This window comes from Rossellomorea marisflavi (genome assembly GCF_022170785.1).
GTDB lineage: Bacteria > Bacillota > Bacilli > Bacillales > Bacillaceae_B > Rossellomorea > Rossellomorea marisflavi_B.
Window position 1 is genome coordinate 2,345,274 of sequence record NZ_CP081870.1, and the last position, 16,463, is coordinate 2,361,736.

Sequence of the window (16,463 nt, forward strand, 5' to 3'; positions counted from 1 at the left end):
TTCATGACTAAAATGGCAGTAAAAATGACTGATAGAGGTGTATCAAATGATACTTTGGATCACTGCCATTCTTCTGACGTTCGTCTTATTCCCAAAGGTTCACCGATTGAAGAAGGACATCCATGTCCAAAAAGCATTTCTTGTGAAAAAATGTTCTGTCATCATACCTGCACGGAACGAGGAACTCACCATAAGCAGGCTTCTTGAAAGCCTCTCGACACAGCTGGCCACCCCCTTAGAAGTGATCGTCGTGAATGATGGATCAACGGATAGGACGAAAGAGGTGGCAAGTTCTTATGGGGTACAGATCGTAGATGCACCCCCTCCACCTGAAGGGTGGGCAGGTAAAACGTGGGCGTGTTGGAACGGGACAAAGGTCGCGCGTGGAGATACCCTGATATTTTTGGATAGCGATACATGGCTCGGGAGTTCGGGACTTCTCAAAGTTTGTGAGGCATATGAAGAACAACATTCCTCCGGCATCCTCACGATCCAGCCTTATCACGTGATGAAGCACAGTTATGAACCGTTCTCCCTTTTCTTCCAGCTCATCATCATGGCCTCTGTTCATTTTCTGGGCAGGGCTCGTGGGGGCTACGGTCAGTGCATGATCTGTTCAAGGGAAAGCTATGAACGACTAGGTGGTCATGAAGCCATGCGACAGGAGGTGGTCGAGCATTACACGTTCGCCAAGAAGGCTTCAGGAAGCGGAGAGAGGGTACGTGCGCTGAGTGGCAAGGGAGCGGTCAATATGAGGATGTATGAAGGCGGGATCAAACAGCTGATTGAAGGTTGGTCCAAAAGCTTCGCTTCCGGAGCGAAATCGGGACAAACACTTGCGACGATGATCACATGCGTGTGGATCGGCACCATGGTGTCCCTGCTTGCCCAGGGTTTCGACCGGTTGATGGAAGACCCTTATGTTTATATTGGAGGATATGGAATCCTCGCATTTCAGCTGTATTTGATTGCCAGGATGATCGGAAACTTTTCATTATTGGATACTCTTCTATTTCCGGTCCATCTGCTATTCTTCCTCCTTGTCTTCACCCTCTCATTCCTGCAGACGTTTCAAAAGAGGAAGGTTAAATGGAAAGGAAGGTATATCGTTCTTGATAAAGGGAAGGACGAAAAAATGAAATGATCCTGTACTATATCTTGGCTTGGTTGGTCATCCACCTCTTGTCGGCTTATGGCTGTTCACACCTGAAGGAGCGGAGCCTCCTTCGCCTTACACATATATTCAAACCGAGGGATTTTGAAGGAGCCGGTTGGTTCAGGGTCTTGGCGGTGCGGAGGTGGAAAAGCTGGTTTCCTGATGCGGGGGGATGGTTCCGTAACGGTATCTCAAAAAAGGAAATCGGTCTTACCAGGCATGGCGGCAGGACTCGCTTCCTCGCCGAATTGAACCGGGCAGAGCTGTGCCATTGGCTCCAGCTTATCCCCTCCCTATTTTTCATCCTGTTCGGAGGGGGGGTGATCGGGTGGTGGATGGGGGCATACGGGATCGCGTTCAACCTGCCCCTGATTCTGATTCAACGGTATAATCGAAAGAGGCTATTGGGGATCATGCAGGGTGAAGAACCGATCATGCATAGTTCCCTTGGAGTTGTGCACCTTAAGCATAAGGACCGGGGAAGTCCTCCACCATGAAACGCCATCAATCGCTCGACCTCCCCGGTTCTTTCTCCCTCTCCATGAAGTGAAATACCTCCGTCGCCGGAAATTTTCCGACGATTTTTTTTATGCGGAGCATTTCTCCCTTCAGCCACTTTGAAAAATCGATGGCCACACCCCGGGATCCGCTCCCCAAGCCCACGACGGCCGATAGGTTCCTGCAGTCGAATGCTATCGTATGGATTGTCCCGTTCCACTGCTCATAGTCTTTTTTAAAGATCCTGCTCTCTTCATGATGAAAGCTTTCGAATCCCCCTACTAGAGTAATGGGACCTTCCATCATGTCATTCAAATGCCCCAACCGCTCTTTGGACTCCATGATGTGGAAACGGTTCTCCGCCAAAAGATCAGGGGATTGAAAATGATTGGCACAGACTAGGCTGAAATCGGATTGATAGGATTGCACACCTCTCGGGCTGGCTTCCACAACTGCCGATTTCCCCCTTCGATCATGGATGGAATAATTAAAGCTTTGGCGGTGGGGAAGTTCCCTGAGGAGTGATACCGCTTCTTCCGTTGTGGCGCATGTATCAAGGACCATTCTCGCTAATGTCGTACATATGAGGCCTTTCCCTGGATTCACGCGATTGACGAAATGAAAGCCCAGGGCGAGACCTTCTTCATTCAGGCCGTCGATACGACCTATCCCCCTGCCCGAAAATCCGATGCTCGAATAGGCTCCTTCTGTTTGCGTCAAGAGCAATCTTCCTTCATAGGTTTTCGGATGAAAATCATAGTTACGGACATAGATCCCGTCTTTTGCCAGTGCCGAACATCCGGATACGGGCCAGTCTGCCTGATATCCTGAATACTCATGGACCGTTTCTTCCAATGACCAACCGATTCCTTCGGCAAACCCATTGATTTCCTCCCATAAAGAGGGATCATACTGCATGAAGAGATCCCTCACCTCAGACATTTCTGTCGCATAGGAATTCCGGGACTTCTTTCTTCTCTCCAGATGGAAACCGTAAAGGGGGGATTCTTTTAATTGATTTCCAAGGTCCACTCCCACTTCATAGGGCGTCCCTCTTGAACCGATGACACTTGCTTTGACCAATTGCATACAGGTCGCCTTCCTTTCATATGTGGTTCACCAGTCTCAGGAAATGCAGGATCCATTCGTTGAACCCCCTACGGACGTCAATGTAAAAAAAGGAGCGCGAATTTGCCGCTCCTCTTTCCGTCAATCTTTTTTCAAATAGGTCCAGCCATCTTCCTGATAGATCTTGCCTTCTTTCATCATCATGCCCAGTGCCCGCTTAAATGATGCCTTACTCATATTGAAACGATCCTTGATCTCTTCAGGAAGGCTTTTATCCCAATAAGGCATGGAGCCGTTACGTTCAAGGAGGTATTCGAAGATAATCTCGGCATCATCAGACATTTTATCCTGCTTTAATGGAAGGAAAGATACATTAAGGGAACCATCTTCTTTCACGTCGATGACCCTCCCTTCGACCATTTGACCGAGGCGCGGTTCTTCGCGACGCTCATTTTCATGGACGAAGCAGCGATAGCCCTGCTCCGACAAGAAGAATGTGCCCACTCGTAGGAGGCGGTAAACCCTTCCCTGGATGCTGGCCTTGTTCATTTCGGAAGACGCTCTTCTAGCCACCTGTTCAATGATGTTCTCCGTTGCCAGACGGCCATATAGCCTGTCCTGCTTATCGCGGTTCAGGGTCATGAACAGCTGATCTCCCGGTTCCGGCCACAGTGAAAAGAATTTCGGTAGATCGTCACCTGAAACCAGGATATCTTTTGGAAGACCGATGTTGACGAATACACCGAGATCCTCATGCTTATCCACTACTTCTGCCCACCCGTAATATCCCACCTGGATTTTAGGGATACGCATGGTCGCAGCCAGTCTTACTTCTTTATCATGATAAAGGAACACGGTTACCGGATCCCCTTCTTGAAGTTCTTCGGTCATTTCAGAGTGGTGAAGCAGCACGCGATTTTCACCATCGGTTAAAAAGAATCCGTATGGCATTTCCTGGTCGGCTGTCAGCTCCGCCACCACGCCCGGTTTTAATGAAGACATTGTATTTCCTCCTGCCGTTAACAAGTATTAAATAATCGTATTCCCTAAATATAGCCTGTTTCCTATCTTATGTATAGGGCGAGCGACCATTTAGGAATAAAGAATCAATTTAGAAAAGAGTGAAAAAAAGAACATTTAACACATATATTGACCCGTTTCGAATGATTTTGATATGATTCATCTATTCTGATTATAATAAAATACATGAACCCTTGTATAAGTTCAAGAATATGGCTTGAACGTTTCTACCAGCTACCCTAAATGGCTTGTCTACAAGAAGATGAATGTTTTCATATACATTCCTTTTGTAGAGTAAACTCTGGTCTGGGGCCGGGGTTTTTTTATTGTTCTCATCCTAGGAGGGTTATTATGAAAGCATTCTTCAAATTCGAAGAACGTGGTACAAACTACCGTAAAGAAACATTGGCAGGCATTACAACCTTCCTATCCATGGCATATATTCTGGTTGTCAATCCGATTATATTAAGCCAGACCGGCATGGACAAAGGTGCCCTTTTCACCGCTACTGCGCTCTCTGCCATCGTGGGATCGCTCCTGATCGGACTGCTGGCCAACTTCCCTGTTGGGATTGCACCCAGTATGGGGCTCAACTCCTTCTTCACGTTTTCCGTCTGTATCGGAATGGGTGTTCCATGGGAAACAGCACTGACCGGTGTCTTCATTGCCGGCATCATCTTCATGATCTTGAGCTTGATGAAAATACGCGAAAAAATAATCAACGTCATCCCGTCCGATCTGAAATTCGCAATCGCCGGGGGTATTGGCTTCTTCGTTGCTTTCATCGGTTTTAAAAATGCCGGGCTGATCCAGGCGAATGAGGATACCATCGTATCCATAGGAAACCTCGGATCTCCAGGGGCACTGCTTGCTGTCTTCGGTTTCATCGTCACCCTGATGCTTCTTGTGAAGGGCATCAAGGGAGGAATTTTCTATGGCATGGTGATCACGACCATTCTAGGCATGGTCGTCGGACAAATTGCTGTGCCTCATTCCGTGGTTGGAGCGGTACCAAGTCTGTCTCCTACGTTCGGAGTCGTGTTCAGCCATCTCGGCGACATCTTCTCCCTGAAGATCTTCGCCGTCATCTTCACCTTCCTCTTCGTGGCGTTCTTCGACACGGCAGGTGCTTTGATTGCCGTCGCAAGTCAAGCAGGTTTGATGAAAGACAACCAAATCCCGAATGCCGGGCGCGCCTTGCTGGCTGATTCCGCCTCTGGTGTTGCCGGGTCCATCTTCGGGACTTCCACGACGGCATCTTTTGTAGAATCATCTGCAGGAGTTGCCGTAGGGGGACGCACAGGCTTCACTTCTGTGATCATCGCACTCGGTTTCGCTGTTGCTCTCTTCTTTTCGCCGATCCTGTCAGTCATTACGCCCGAAGTGACGGCGCCGGCACTGATCATTGTCGGTGCATTGATGGCAACAGAAGTCAGACACATTGACTGGGGAAAACTTGAGGTTTTCATCCCGTCTTTCCTTACCATCATCATGATGCCTCTTACCTCAAGCGTTGCGACGGGCATTGCTGCAGGGTTCGTTTTGTATCCCTTCGCCATGATTGCGTCGAAAAAGGCCAGGGAAGTTCATCCGATCATGTATGTACTGGCGGCGCTGTTCATCTTATTCTTCGCCGTCTCATGAATAAAGAAAGAGGACCGGAATCTCATCCGGTCCTCTTTCTTTTATTGGTTGCGGTTCGGGAATACGCTGCGGATCATACCGCTGATTTCTTCTCCGAGGCCTTCGATCGGCTGACCGTTTTTCACCTTGCCGGAATAATCCTTCATACGGTCAACGAATGCAGGGTTGGTTGAAATGTAGACGTTATGGATGCTTCCATTTGTTTCCTTCACTTGCTTTGTGATCTTGTCTTCGAGGTCTTTGCTCAATTTTCCATTATCGAGGACTGCCGCTACATAGGCATTATGGTCGGTCGCCATGACATAGGAGCTCTTTACGTTATCAAGGTTGGCAACCTTATTGGCCGCCTCCTCTGAGATGGAGTAGTTCCCATCATTCATCATTCCATCATTCATTTGATTGTTGTTATAGTCACGTTCGGCCTGGTTGTCATAGTTCACATTTTGAAGGTTGTCATTCATACCTTCTTTATCTGTACCGTTTTTAGAAGCACATCCAGCAGCTGCAGCAGAGATCATCAAGATCGATGCTCCCGTAAGGATCAATTTTTTCATTTTTCTTTCCTCCTAGTTCGTATTCCTCCTTACTATCCCCGGACGCGAACTTTCTATTCATGCAAAAAGCGATCCTGGGTTTATTGGCCAGGATCGCTTTCATTTCATCCATTTGATCGTTTATACTGATACCTTTTCCATTGAAAACGAATGAAGCAGCCGATGCAGAAGCCAAGCAATGCCACGGCCGCCGATACGAATACCAAAGCGGTGAACACGACCGATGCGACCGACCAACCTGCAAGGGAGGATGCATAGCCCGCAGCCAGACAGATCACTGCAATCGTACTGTTGAACCTTTGTTGGTCCGCGTCCTCCTGAATATAGCTGGAGGCATCTTTTCGTAAAAACGCCCTGCCCGCTTTTACGATCGGATTGAACCCTAAAAATGCACCACAGGCATTGGCTGCCAATGGGACCAGAAGGAAATGCTCCACTTGAAAGATCCAGAAGCTGAGAACAAAAAGGATGATGCTCCACTGATTCAACTGGACAAGAGGTTTAGGAATCGTTTTCGACTTCATACACAAATCCGACCTTTCCGATTTGTTTTGTTACTTATCATACATCGTGGCAAAAGAAATAGCAAAACTTTTATTCCATCTCTCATCCTTCTCATCCCTTGGCAAATCACTTGGGAGTAAAACTGCATGAATGGCCAAAAGAGCCGACTTCCCTATCTTTTTGAGCCTTATGCATGGTATAATCTTTTAGATTGAGTATTAGGAGGGTTTCATACATGATCCAAGTATCAGATGTAAGTTTGCGTTTCGGCGACCGAAAATTATTCGAGGACGTCAATATAAAATTCACACCGGGGAACTGTTACGGCTTGATCGGTGCAAACGGTGCCGGCAAGTCCACATTCTTAAAAATATTATCAGGAGAGATCGAATCCCAAACCGGCCATGTTTCCATGGGGTCAGGTGAGCGACTCGCTGTCTTGAAACAGAACCACTTTGAATATGAAGAACATGAAGTCCTCAAAGTAGTCATCATGGGACATAGTCGTCTTTATGAAGTAATGCAGGAAAAAGACGCCATTTATATGAAAGAGGACTTCTCTGATGAAGATGGCATGAAAGCAGCGGAACTTGAAGGTGAGTTTGCAGAATTGAATGGGTGGGAAGCCGAGTCAGAAGCCGCGATCCTTCTAAAGGGTCTTGGAATCGGTGAAAACCTCCATACAAAGCTGATGTCTGAGCTTACAGGTGGAGAAAAAGTAAAAGTACTCCTTGCACAGGCACTATTCGGCAAACCCGATGTCCTGCTTCTTGATGAGCCGACGAATAACCTTGACCTTCAAGCAATCCAGTGGCTTGAAGACTTCTTGATCAATTTCGAAAACACCGTCATCGTCGTATCCCATGACCGTCACTTCTTGAATAAAGTGTGTACGCACATTGCAGACCTTGATTTCAGCAAGATCCAGATTTATGTCGGGAACTACGATTTCTGGTATGAGTCCAGCCAGCTCGCTCTGAAGATGGCACAGGATCAGAATAAGAAAAAAGAAGAGAAAATCAAAGAGCTCCAGGCTTTCGTTGCACGTTTCAGTGCCAACGCATCCAAGTCGAAACAGGCGACTTCACGTAAGAAATCCCTTGAAAAAATCAGCCTTGATGACATCAAGCCAAGCTCAAGGCGCTACCCTTACGTTCACTTCCAAACCGGGCGTGAAATCGGAAATGATGTCCTTCGCGTAGAAGGCCTCAGCAAAACGATTGATGGCGTGAAGGTACTGAACAATGTCAGCTTCATCATGAACAAGGAAGATAAGATTGCCCTTATCGGTAAGAATGAAATTGCCAAAACAACCCTTTTCAAAATCCTCGCTGGAGAGATGGAGCCGGATAGCGGTTCTTTCAAATGGGGCGTCACAACGAGTCAGGCATACTTCCCGAACGATAACTCGAAGTACTTCCAAGGTAGCGAACAGACCCTCGTCGACTGGCTTCGTCAATATTCACCAGATGATGAGAGCGAAACGTTCCTGCGCGGATTCCTTGGACGCATGCTGTTCTCCGGAGAAGAAGTATTGAAAAAGCCGAGCGTGCTTTCCGGAGGGGAAAAAGTGCGCTGTATGCTGTCGAAGATGATGCTCAGCTCATCGAACGTGCTTATGCTCGATGAACCGACGAATCACTTGGACCTTGAATCCATCACTGCCCTCAATAATGGATTGATCAACTTCAAAGGCGCCATGATCTTCGCCTCCCATGACCATCAGTTCGTTCAAACGATCGCGAACCGCATCATTGAACTTACCGACGAAGGACTTATTGACAAAGAATCATCTTATGATGAATTCCTTGAAATGAGAGCGGCGCAAAAAGCCTGATAAAAAAGAAAGCCTCACCGGAAGCATTAAGTTTCCGGCGAGGCTTTTTTTATGTCTGTTTTGCAAGGAATGCTTTGATCTGGAAATAACTGATTTCATCAGGTAGGAGCTCTTTGATAGGCTTCAGTTTATCCGAGCCTGCCTCTTGCACCGCCCCCCTGATCAACCCTTCCTCCTCTTCTGAAAACAAGCGGGTCCAATCCTTTCCTACCCCTTCTTCGTAGGCACGGGCGATATGATTCTCGATCGTCGTCGAACTCATACCTCTACGTGATGCAATCTGCTTTGGATCGTATCCTTCCATGAACAGCTGATAGCTCACGATATGTGACGGCCCCTCTTCTTCCATCCGTTCTCCGGGCTCTTCTTCCATGACTGCCCTCTCTTCAAAGTCTGCAATTCCTTTCAGGAACGCATCCCCATATTTAACGAGCTTATTCTGTCCCACCCCGCTCACATCGAGGAATTCATCCCTTGATTTAGGGCGCTTATCGCTCATGTCATGAAGCGTCTTGTCCGAGAAGATGACAAATGGCGGAACACCAGCACTTTCTGCCAACTCTTTTCGGATCTGACGTAGTGATTCGAAAAGGGGATCTTCCTTCTGGATGACCCTGACCATGGTCTTTTGTATCTTTCTTGAAATCGACCTCTGGCCCAACAGGACCTCTTTTCCCTTTGAAGATACTTTAAGAATGGGGTAGCTCCCCCCTTCTACCGCGATCACCCCTTCGGCGATCAGATACTCAATGAAAAGGGAGACATCCTTTTGCGATTGATCTTTCATGAGTCCGTATGTGGAGAGCTGATCAAAACGCCAATCTTTGATTTTTTTATTCTTTGATCCGGTCAGGACCCCGGCAATCAAGGAGGTACCGAATCGCTCATTCATCCTGAGCATACAGGACAGGACCATCTGTGCTTTGACCGTTACATCTTCCTGTTCACGGTCATCAAGGCAGTTGCTGCATTTCCCGCATCTTGCATCGCCCTTCTCTCCGAAGTAGGTGAGAATATATTGTTGAAGGCAGGACTCTGTGTGGGCAAAATCAATCATCTCCCTGAGCTTTTGCATTTCGTTCATCTGCATGTCGGGTGAAATATTCTGCTCGATGATGTATCGCTGAGTCTGAATATCCTGAGGAGCGAATAGGAGTATACATTCACTGTCGACTCCATCACGTCCTGCCCGTCCTGCTTCCTGATAATAGCCTTCCATATTCTTCGGCAGTTGATAGTGGATCACATACCGCACATTCGATTTATTGATGCCCATCCCGAAGGCATTCGTGGCAACCATGATGGAAATCGAGTCATTCAGGAATGCATCCTGCTGCTCTTCACGGAGGCTATCGGATAAACCACCGTGGTATTTGCCGACTGCTATCCCCTTCCGCTCGAGAAGCTGGTGCAAAGCTTCGACTTCCTTTCTTGTGGCACAGTAAATGATCCCTGAGTGATCCCTGTTCTTTTTAACATAGTTTTCAACCCATTTTTTTCGATTTTCCCCTTTGACGACTTGGAAGAACAGGTTATCCCGTTCGAATCCCGTCAATACCATATTCTCATCACGAATTTGAAGATGATGTAGGATATCCTGCTGAACTTGTGGGGTTGCAGTTGCCGTCAAAGCGAGGATAACAGGATTTGTCGGGAGCTGGGCCACAGCCGAGGAGATGTTCATGTAGCTCGGTCTGAAATCGTGTCCCCATTGGGAAAGGCAGTGGGCTTCATCCACCGCTACCAGGGGGATGGGCAGGGTTTGGAGGAATCGAAGGAAACTCCTTGATTCCAGTCGCTCTGGTGCGATATAAAGGAGCTTATATTCACCCGCTGACAGGCCAGCCATCGTTTCATCCGTTTCTCTTGCTGTGAGGGTACTATTTATGTAAGTAGCTGGTATCCCTTGTTGGATAAGGGCATCTACCTGATCCTTCATCAAGGAGATCAGGGGTGAAATGACGACGGTCACTCCATCCAGGAGCAGAGACGGGACCTGGTAACAAAGGGACTTCCCTCCTCCAGTCGGCATGATTCCGACGGTGTCGTTTCCGGCTAAAACGTGTTGGACAATTTCATCCTGTCCCGTTCTGAATGAATCATAGCCGAAATACTCTTTTAAAACATTCGTTGCTTGCTGCAAACCTTCGACCTCCTGTCATGATTGTGGTCCCCTAATTGTAAAACAGATTTTCCTATCTGCCAATAAACAGTCCACAGTAAAAATGAACAAGGCGGTCACGGATTTCCGTGATACCGCCTCTCATTCAAAACCACTTGATTTCTTTGGAATCCTTTTTATCTTCGTTCGGTGCCGTCCCTTTCCAGAATTGCTCCCATACGGTACTACGCGTTTCTTCAGGCTTTTTTGTCTCATTCTCTTTTTTCACAGCCACCGTGCTCCCTCCTTGAAGTCAGAATACATTACAGTGTATTCACCTACCCGGAAAAGCGTTTAGCATTTGGGCGGGCAAAAAGAAAAAAGAACCGACATTTGTCGGTTCCGATCAGGAAGTCTTCAAGGTAGGGTGGGGATTATCCACAACCTGCAAAACCTTGGTTGACTGTACCATGTCTTCTTTACATAATGGACACTTAGGTGTGTCTTCGCTTTTAAAATTATCTCTCATCCAGCCTTTACAATCTTCAGCGGAACAAGCCCAAATTTTTGTTTCTTCCGTTTTAATTTCTTCCTCAACTTGATTTCTACGACCAAAAGCCATTGAATGTCCTCCTTTAAGATAAGTAGGATTTTCCCGCTAAGCTTTCTAACATGGAAAAAATAAAACTGCTGTAGATGGTAAGGGTTGATGAATATATGCTCTAGGTTCACTTCTATTGTACCATACTTTTACTTTTAAATATAGTGAACACTGCTTCTCCCCCCTAGTATGGATGAAACCCAAGGAAAATATGCAAGATCTCCTCCCTCATTTTATGATGCTATCCAGGGTAATATGCCGATCTCCGGGCAGGCTAAAGGGTAAATGAGTGTTGTCAGGGTGATGTAGATCATGATCAGGAGTAAACAACAGAAACCTTTCGGCAGCGTCCTTTCAGACGCTTTGAATGGGCGAATACAAACCAGCAGCGATCTCGTGTTAAGGCAGGTTGTAAAGAGCTCCCAAGCTTTCACCATCGCGTATTTGGAAGACCTTATCGATTCAGAGGCTCTACATAGTCACATACTGAGGCCACTTGAAGACTGGCCTGACCCTTTGTCAGACGAAGAAGTCCATAACGTGATTTCCATCGGTGGGCTTTCCACCACAGAATCCGTTGAAGACGCAATCAGTCAGCTTCTCAACGGTGCGGCCATCGTCTTTCAAGAAGAATCACAATACGCAACAATAGCAGATATCAGTGATCCGGGTACAAGGAGTCTGGAAAAGGCTGAAACCGAATCACTCGTTTTCGGTCCAAAGATATCGTTTACCGAGTCGATATCGAAAAATCTCAATTTGGTCCGGGCCAATGTAAATGACCCCAACTTATGCGTGGAAACCTTCGAAGTTGGCGACCGGCTGAAACGCAAGGTGCAGATGGTCTATATCAAGGACCTTGCCGATGAAGAGAATGTTAATACCTTCCGTCAGCGCATCCGTGATATTGAAGTGGACAGCATTTTGGACTCAACGGTTCTGACTCAGATGATAGAGGATAATTCTTATACGTTTTTCCCACAGTTCCTCACAACAGAACTCCCTGACCGGGTGAGTGTTTCACTTCTGCATGGTAAGGTAGGTGTCCTGGTGGACAGGAGTCCGACGGTCATCATCGGCCCTTCCACTTTTCTAAGTTTTTTTGAATCCACGGAAGATATCTATCTACGTTGGAACATGGGGACATTCCTCCGCATTGTCCGTTTCATAGCCATCTTTTTCTCGATCCTGCTTACCCCTGCTTACGTGGCCGTCATTACGTATCATTACGAGGTGATTCCATCCGCCCTGCTTGTCTCGCTCGGCCAATCGCGCTCGAACGTCCCCTTCCCTCCCGTCTTCGAAGCGCTTCTATTGGAATTCATCATTGAGTTACTAAGGGAAGCAGGAGCAAGATTACCGACCAAAGTGGGGCAGACGATGGGTATCGTCGGAGGGATCGTGATCGGGCAGGCTTCTGTTGAAGCGGGATTTACAAGCAATATCCTGATTATCATCATCGCCATCAGCGCCTTGGGTTCTTTTACCGCTCCGAGCTATGCCATCGGGACGGCTGTCAGGGTGATCCGGTTCCCACTGATCGTCATGGCTGGTCTATACGGAGGGCTGGGGATGATGTTTTGTTTTTGCTTCCTACTCATCCACTTATTAAGGCTTACCACACTGGGACGACCTTATTTATCACCGGCTTATCCGTTCAGGTACCAGGATCTGAAGTACAGTCTCTTCCGTCTCCCCTATCAGTTCCTATCCAAACGACCGGTAACCAATCACCCCAGTGACACAGGACGGATTCCGGAAGAGAAAATCAAACATAAAAAATAAACGCAGTACTTGAATAGAGGGAAAGGAAGGTCATCATGACAGTCAATCTGAATCCCCAGCCGAAATCAATGATCAATGCATTTTTGGTCATGTTCATCATCCATACAGCTCAGACCGGCGTAGGTATTGCTGGCCTCCCCCGGGTCGTCTTCATGGAGGCAAACAGGGATGCTTGGATTTGTGTTTTCCTATCGGGTCTTACTATCAGCCTGGTGTTGTTCGTCATGGTCGCCATCCTGAATTCGTATGACTCGGCTGATCTTTATGGGATCCATAAGGATGTCTATGGAAAATGGCTGAGTGTCCTTTTCAATTGCATTTATATCGTCTACCTTCTCTGTGTAACCTTCATCATCATGATGAATTACATTGAAATGGTCCAAGCATGGATCTTCCCAAAGATCCAGCCGTGGCTAGTGATGGGCCTCCTCCTTATCTTATTGGCCTATGGCGTGAGCGGAGGCTTCAGGGTTGTAGCGGGGATTTGCTTCCTCGGATTCATATTCGCCTTTTGGCTCGTGTTTATGATCTACACCCCCATTAAATTCATGAGCATCAATCATTTGCTCCCTATCATGACGGCTTCCCCGGATGAACTGATGAAAGGTATTTATAAAAGCAGCTTTTCCATGGTTGGTTTCGAGCTCCTTTTTGTCTATTATCCTTATATCAAGGAGAAGCAGAAAGTCTTGAAATATGCCTTGATTGGTTCAGGTTATACCACGGTCCTATTCACGGTACTAACCGTCGTTTCGATCGGCTTCTTCTCTCATGAGACACTGATGAAAACAATTTGGCCCGTCCTTTCCATGTTCAAAATCCTCAGGATTCCGAACTTGGAGCGCTTTGAATTCATCGCCGTGTCCTTTTGGATGCTCATCATCCTTCCAAATATATGCGTTTACTTTTGGAGTGCGGTAAGAGGTATGAAACGGACTTTTAATCTTTCTCATAAGAAGACAATCCTGATCTTTTCCATTATGATCTGGAGTGTGTCCATCTTCCTCGAGAATAGGACCCTTATTAACACGATTACAGACAGGATCGCTACGGGAAGTTTCATTCTTTCATTCATCTACCCTTTCATCCTTTTCATCCTGGTAAAGTTCAGGACTAAACTGATGAAGAGGAGGAGTGACTCTTGAAAATACTTTGTATTCTTTTCTCAAGCATGCTCTTGCTTACAGGATGCTTAGAAACCAAATACCTTGAAAAATTGGGACTCATCACCGCAGTCGGTTACGACAAAGCAGAAGATGATAAACTCAAAGGCACCACTGTTCTTTATCAATTCAACCCATCAATGGATGAAGTAGAGAAGACACTGACCACGACTGCTCGGACCTCCAAGGGAATCAGGCTCTCTCAAAACCTGGATACGGATCATAAACTCGTATCTGGACAGCTCAGGGTCGCGGTCTACGGGAAGGACATCGCGGAAGAAGGCATCGCTCACCTTGTGGATACACTCGAGAGGGATTCCTCCATTGGCAATATGGTGTATCTGGCGGTTGCGGAATCGACTGCTGAAGAAATATTAACGTTCCCCCTGAAAGAAGAACCTTCCAATACAGGGACGTATCTTTATAATCTCATCCAGCAGAATGTAGACGGGGATGCGATCATCGCTCCGACTCTGCAAGAATTCGTTACAGACTACGGAAGCGTCGGCAAGGATGCTATCCTGCCTATGCTGTCGATCACGAATGGAGATATGGGGGTGGAGGGATTTGCGCTATTTGATGAAGATCGCTATGTGCAAAGCGTCGGCAAGGAGAAATTTTTCTATGTACGCTCTCTTATTGAGAATAATGAAGTAGGTAGCGTAGAGTTGGGGGTTCCTTTGGAAGCTTTCAAGGAACATCTATCCAAATGGGACCGTGAAGATCGGACAGAGGAAGATCTATTCATCACCTTGGATAGCATACGGTCTTCTTTCAAGATCCGGTTACCCGACCGGGATCAGCCGGATTTCCACATCACCCTCAAGGTCAAATCACGCTTATTGGAAATGTCAGAGGAGCTTCATCTCGGAAACCCGAAAGTCATCAAACTGCTTGAAAGGAGTATTGATAAAAAGATGGAAGAGTCCATCGAAGATGTCCTTACGTTTCTGCAGGAGAACCACACGGACCCTGTTGGTTTCGGGATGAAGTATATGAGCGTGAGGGGGCATCAGGATTTGACCCGCAAACAATGGACGGACCTCTACCAAAAAGCGACGTTCCATGTCACAGTCGAAAATGAAATCGTCCGCACCGGAGTGATCAATTAAAAGGGCCGACACTGGGCGGCCCTTATCGATTCGTTATATAGTCACGGAGATCCTCGGTCAGTTCATTGGATGGCAGATGTTCCGCAGGCTTCCCGTCTTTGAACAGGATCAGACCGATGAATAGCTGAAGATCATCATCACAGGCCTCGCAGAATTCAATTTCTTCCGGATTCCAAAAGGCGATTGAATGAATATGTTTGGCTTTCATATTCGGATAGTGGGATCGGTGATGGTGGATCTGTTCCTTATATTTTTCAATGGCCTCGACGTCATTGTCGAAGGACCATTCTTCCACGATATCCCGTTCCCAATTTTCGAAGAACCACCATGGTTCAGCATCGCTTTTCGTTTTGATCACTTTCCATTTTGATTCCATATTCCCACTCCTTCTCCCCAAATTGTACAAAAAAATAAGGGAAATGCAAAACATTTCAATTCTATCCCCTGGCCGGAGACAAGTTCTTGTCCTGCGATGCATAGTTATAGGACAAGAACACTACAGGGGTGAACGTATGAAATTTTATTCCATTTCCAAAAGAAGATTCCTGATCACGGGGTTGCTGATGGTGGTGATCTTGGTTACAGCCAGTTTATGGTATTTCTCGAATCGGGATGACTATCCGACCGTTTCCCTCCCAGGTGGCAAAGCCCAAGTATTTCAACTGGTAACTGGAGAATTCTCCTCAGAACTGCCCGGTGGAAAAAAGATCGAAGCTTACCGATGGGACCCCGGGACGATCGTCGTTGAAAGCGGAAAAGAAGTTGAACTACGGATCCTCGGAGTGAACGGGCATGAGCACCCCTTTCATATTGAGGGAACGAATGTGACCGGAGTGGTTAAAAAAGGGGAAGAAACAGTGGTACACTATACATTTGCCGATCCCGGGACCTATAAACTCGTATGCGACCTGCATGAAACAATGGAGCAGAACGGCCCCATGATTGCTTACATTGTCGTTCAATGAAGAGGATTTCTCCGTGGGTGCCTTGGTGAATGAGTGGAGGCGGTCCTTTAAAGGGGAATGGCTGACAAGTTCCAATAGATAATCATGGATTTTTCCCTGCAGAAGAAGTATACTCTAACTTGTATGACCTCTTAATAAAGGAGCCAACCTCCATTGTCTATTCTTTTTATGCAGGAGTTCATCGATTTTTATCTGAGCCCGATCCACTTCAGCATCCTGCTGTTATTCATCCTGATCCTGTTCCTGAATCAATTTCCTTCTCCGTTCAAGCTTTATTCCCACTCACCCTATAAACGGATCGATGGGGTACAACGGGTCGCGGAGGTACAGACAGACCAGAATGATACGGTCGGCACCAGATTGATCAAAATGATGAAATTCCTCTTTTATCATGCAGAAAGTGATGAACCGTCCTCCATGGATTGTCTAAGTATTTAACAATCCAATTACTCAAG

At 46.9% G+C, this 16,463-nt stretch carries 17 protein-coding genes and 1 riboswitch; of the genes, 9 read left to right on the plus strand and 8 right to left on the minus strand.

What is annotated here, in order from left to right; genetic code table 11:
* The first annotated feature begins 46 nt into the window (after positions 1 to 46).
* A complete protein-coding gene (locus tag K6T23_RS12245) occupies positions 47 to 1,144 on the plus strand; it encodes a glycosyltransferase family 2 protein (RefSeq protein WP_238281193.1) in 1,098 nt (365 codons plus the stop codon).
* A 14-nt stretch (positions 1,145 to 1,158) separates the two neighbouring features.
* Complete coding sequence (locus K6T23_RS12250; RefSeq protein WP_238281194.1) at positions 1,159 to 1,653, plus strand: glycosyl-4,4'-diaponeurosporenoate acyltransferase CrtO family protein; 495 nt, start codon at positions 1,159 to 1,161, stop codon at positions 1,651 to 1,653.
* Positions 1,654 to 1,660: 7 nt separating this feature from the next.
* Here K6T23_RS12250 and K6T23_RS12255 read toward each other — a convergent pair whose 3' ends face one another.
* Both K6T23_RS12255 and K6T23_RS12260 read right to left on the minus strand, forming a co-directional pair.
* The gene (locus tag K6T23_RS12255) at positions 1,661 to 2,743 is read right to left on the minus strand and encodes a C45 family autoproteolytic acyltransferase/hydrolase (protein ID WP_238281195.1); all 1,083 of its coding nucleotides are present in this window, start codon (positions 2,741 to 2,743) and stop codon (positions 1,661 to 1,663) included.
* 120 nt (positions 2,744 to 2,863) lie between these two features.
* On the minus strand, positions 2,864 to 3,724 hold the full coding sequence (locus tag K6T23_RS12260; RefSeq protein ID WP_238281196.1) for a CvfB family protein: 861 nt from the start codon (positions 3,722 to 3,724) through the stop codon (positions 2,864 to 2,866).
* Positions 3,725 to 3,916: 192 nt separating this feature from the next.
* A riboswitch (purine riboswitch) is annotated at positions 3,917 to 4,017 on the plus strand.
* A 76-nt stretch (positions 4,018 to 4,093) separates the two neighbouring features.
* Here K6T23_RS12260 and K6T23_RS12265 point away from each other — a divergent pair.
* Positions 4,094 to 5,386 (plus strand): NCS2 family permease, encoded by a 1,293-nt coding sequence (locus tag K6T23_RS12265; protein ID WP_238281197.1) that lies wholly within the window; start codon positions 4,094 to 4,096, stop codon positions 5,384 to 5,386.
* A 41-nt stretch (positions 5,387 to 5,427) separates the two neighbouring features.
* Here K6T23_RS12265 and K6T23_RS12270 read toward each other — a convergent pair whose 3' ends face one another.
* Both K6T23_RS12270 and K6T23_RS12275 read right to left on the minus strand, forming a co-directional pair.
* Positions 5,428 to 5,940 (minus strand): YhcN/YlaJ family sporulation lipoprotein, encoded by a 513-nt coding sequence (locus tag K6T23_RS12270; protein WP_048003772.1) that lies wholly within the window; start codon positions 5,938 to 5,940, stop codon positions 5,428 to 5,430.
* A 104-nt stretch (positions 5,941 to 6,044) separates the two neighbouring features.
* A complete protein-coding gene (locus K6T23_RS12275; protein ID WP_079516178.1) occupies positions 6,045 to 6,464 on the minus strand; it encodes a DUF4395 domain-containing protein in 420 nt (139 codons plus the stop codon).
* A gap of 215 nt (positions 6,465 to 6,679) precedes the next feature.
* Between K6T23_RS12275 and K6T23_RS12280 the strand changes: the two genes are divergently transcribed.
* Entirely contained in the window at positions 6,680 to 8,281 is a 1,602-nt protein-coding gene (locus K6T23_RS12280; RefSeq protein WP_238281198.1) for an ABC-F family ATP-binding cassette domain-containing protein, read from the plus strand.
* 49 nt (positions 8,282 to 8,330) lie between these two features.
* Here the strand turns inward: K6T23_RS12280 and recQ are convergent, their stop codons facing one another.
* The 3 genes from recQ to K6T23_RS12290 all read right to left on the minus strand — a co-directional run bounded on the left by recQ (position 8,331) and on the right by K6T23_RS12290 (position 11,004).
* Entirely contained in the window at positions 8,331 to 10,424 is a 2,094-nt protein-coding gene (gene recQ, locus K6T23_RS12285; RefSeq protein ID WP_238281199.1) for a DNA helicase RecQ, read from the minus strand.
* Positions 10,425 to 10,548: 124 nt separating this feature from the next.
* On the minus strand, positions 10,549 to 10,677 hold the full coding sequence (locus tag K6T23_RS22195) for a hypothetical protein (protein WP_273546577.1): 129 nt from the start codon (positions 10,675 to 10,677) through the stop codon (positions 10,549 to 10,551).
* 111 nt (positions 10,678 to 10,788) lie between these two features.
* Positions 10,789 to 11,004 (minus strand): cold-inducible protein YdjO-related protein, encoded by a 216-nt coding sequence (locus K6T23_RS12290; protein ID WP_048003775.1) that lies wholly within the window; start codon positions 11,002 to 11,004, stop codon positions 10,789 to 10,791.
* A gap of 291 nt (positions 11,005 to 11,295) precedes the next feature.
* Between K6T23_RS12290 and K6T23_RS12295 the strand changes: the two genes are divergently transcribed.
* From K6T23_RS12295 to K6T23_RS12305, 3 genes are read left to right on the plus strand one after another with little or no spacing between them, the layout of a single operon-like run.
* The gene (locus K6T23_RS12295) at positions 11,296 to 12,768 is read left to right on the plus strand and encodes a spore germination protein (RefSeq protein ID WP_238281200.1); all 1,473 of its coding nucleotides are present in this window, start codon (positions 11,296 to 11,298) and stop codon (positions 12,766 to 12,768) included.
* A gap of 35 nt (positions 12,769 to 12,803) precedes the next feature.
* Positions 12,804 to 13,913: a GerAB/ArcD/ProY family transporter gene (locus K6T23_RS12300; protein WP_238281201.1), complete on the plus strand. Its 1,110-nt coding sequence runs from the start codon at positions 12,804 to 12,806 to the stop codon at positions 13,911 to 13,913.
* The gene (locus K6T23_RS12305; RefSeq protein ID WP_056536181.1) at positions 13,910 to 15,043 is read left to right on the plus strand and encodes a Ger(x)C family spore germination protein; all 1,134 of its coding nucleotides are present in this window, start codon (positions 13,910 to 13,912) and stop codon (positions 15,041 to 15,043) included. Before K6T23_RS12300 ends, K6T23_RS12305 begins: the two co-directional genes overlap by 4 nt.
* Positions 15,044 to 15,065: 22 nt before the next feature.
* Here K6T23_RS12305 and K6T23_RS12310 read toward each other — a convergent pair whose 3' ends face one another.
* Positions 15,066 to 15,419, minus strand: coding sequence for a DUF1033 family protein (locus K6T23_RS12310; RefSeq protein ID WP_187442961.1), 354 nt, complete (start codon positions 15,417 to 15,419; stop codon positions 15,066 to 15,068).
* Positions 15,420 to 15,555: 136 nt separating this feature from the next.
* Here K6T23_RS12310 and K6T23_RS12315 point away from each other — a divergent pair, with 136 nt between their 5' ends.
* Together K6T23_RS12315 and K6T23_RS12320 are read left to right on the plus strand one after the other, a co-directional pair.
* Entirely contained in the window at positions 15,556 to 16,008 is a 453-nt protein-coding gene (locus K6T23_RS12315) for a cupredoxin domain-containing protein (RefSeq protein ID WP_238281202.1), read from the plus strand.
* A gap of 153 nt (positions 16,009 to 16,161) precedes the next feature.
* Positions 16,162 to 16,446 (plus strand): hypothetical protein, encoded by a 285-nt coding sequence (locus K6T23_RS12320; RefSeq protein ID WP_148984335.1) that lies wholly within the window; start codon positions 16,162 to 16,164, stop codon positions 16,444 to 16,446.
* Positions 16,447 to 16,463: the final 17 nt, after the last annotated feature.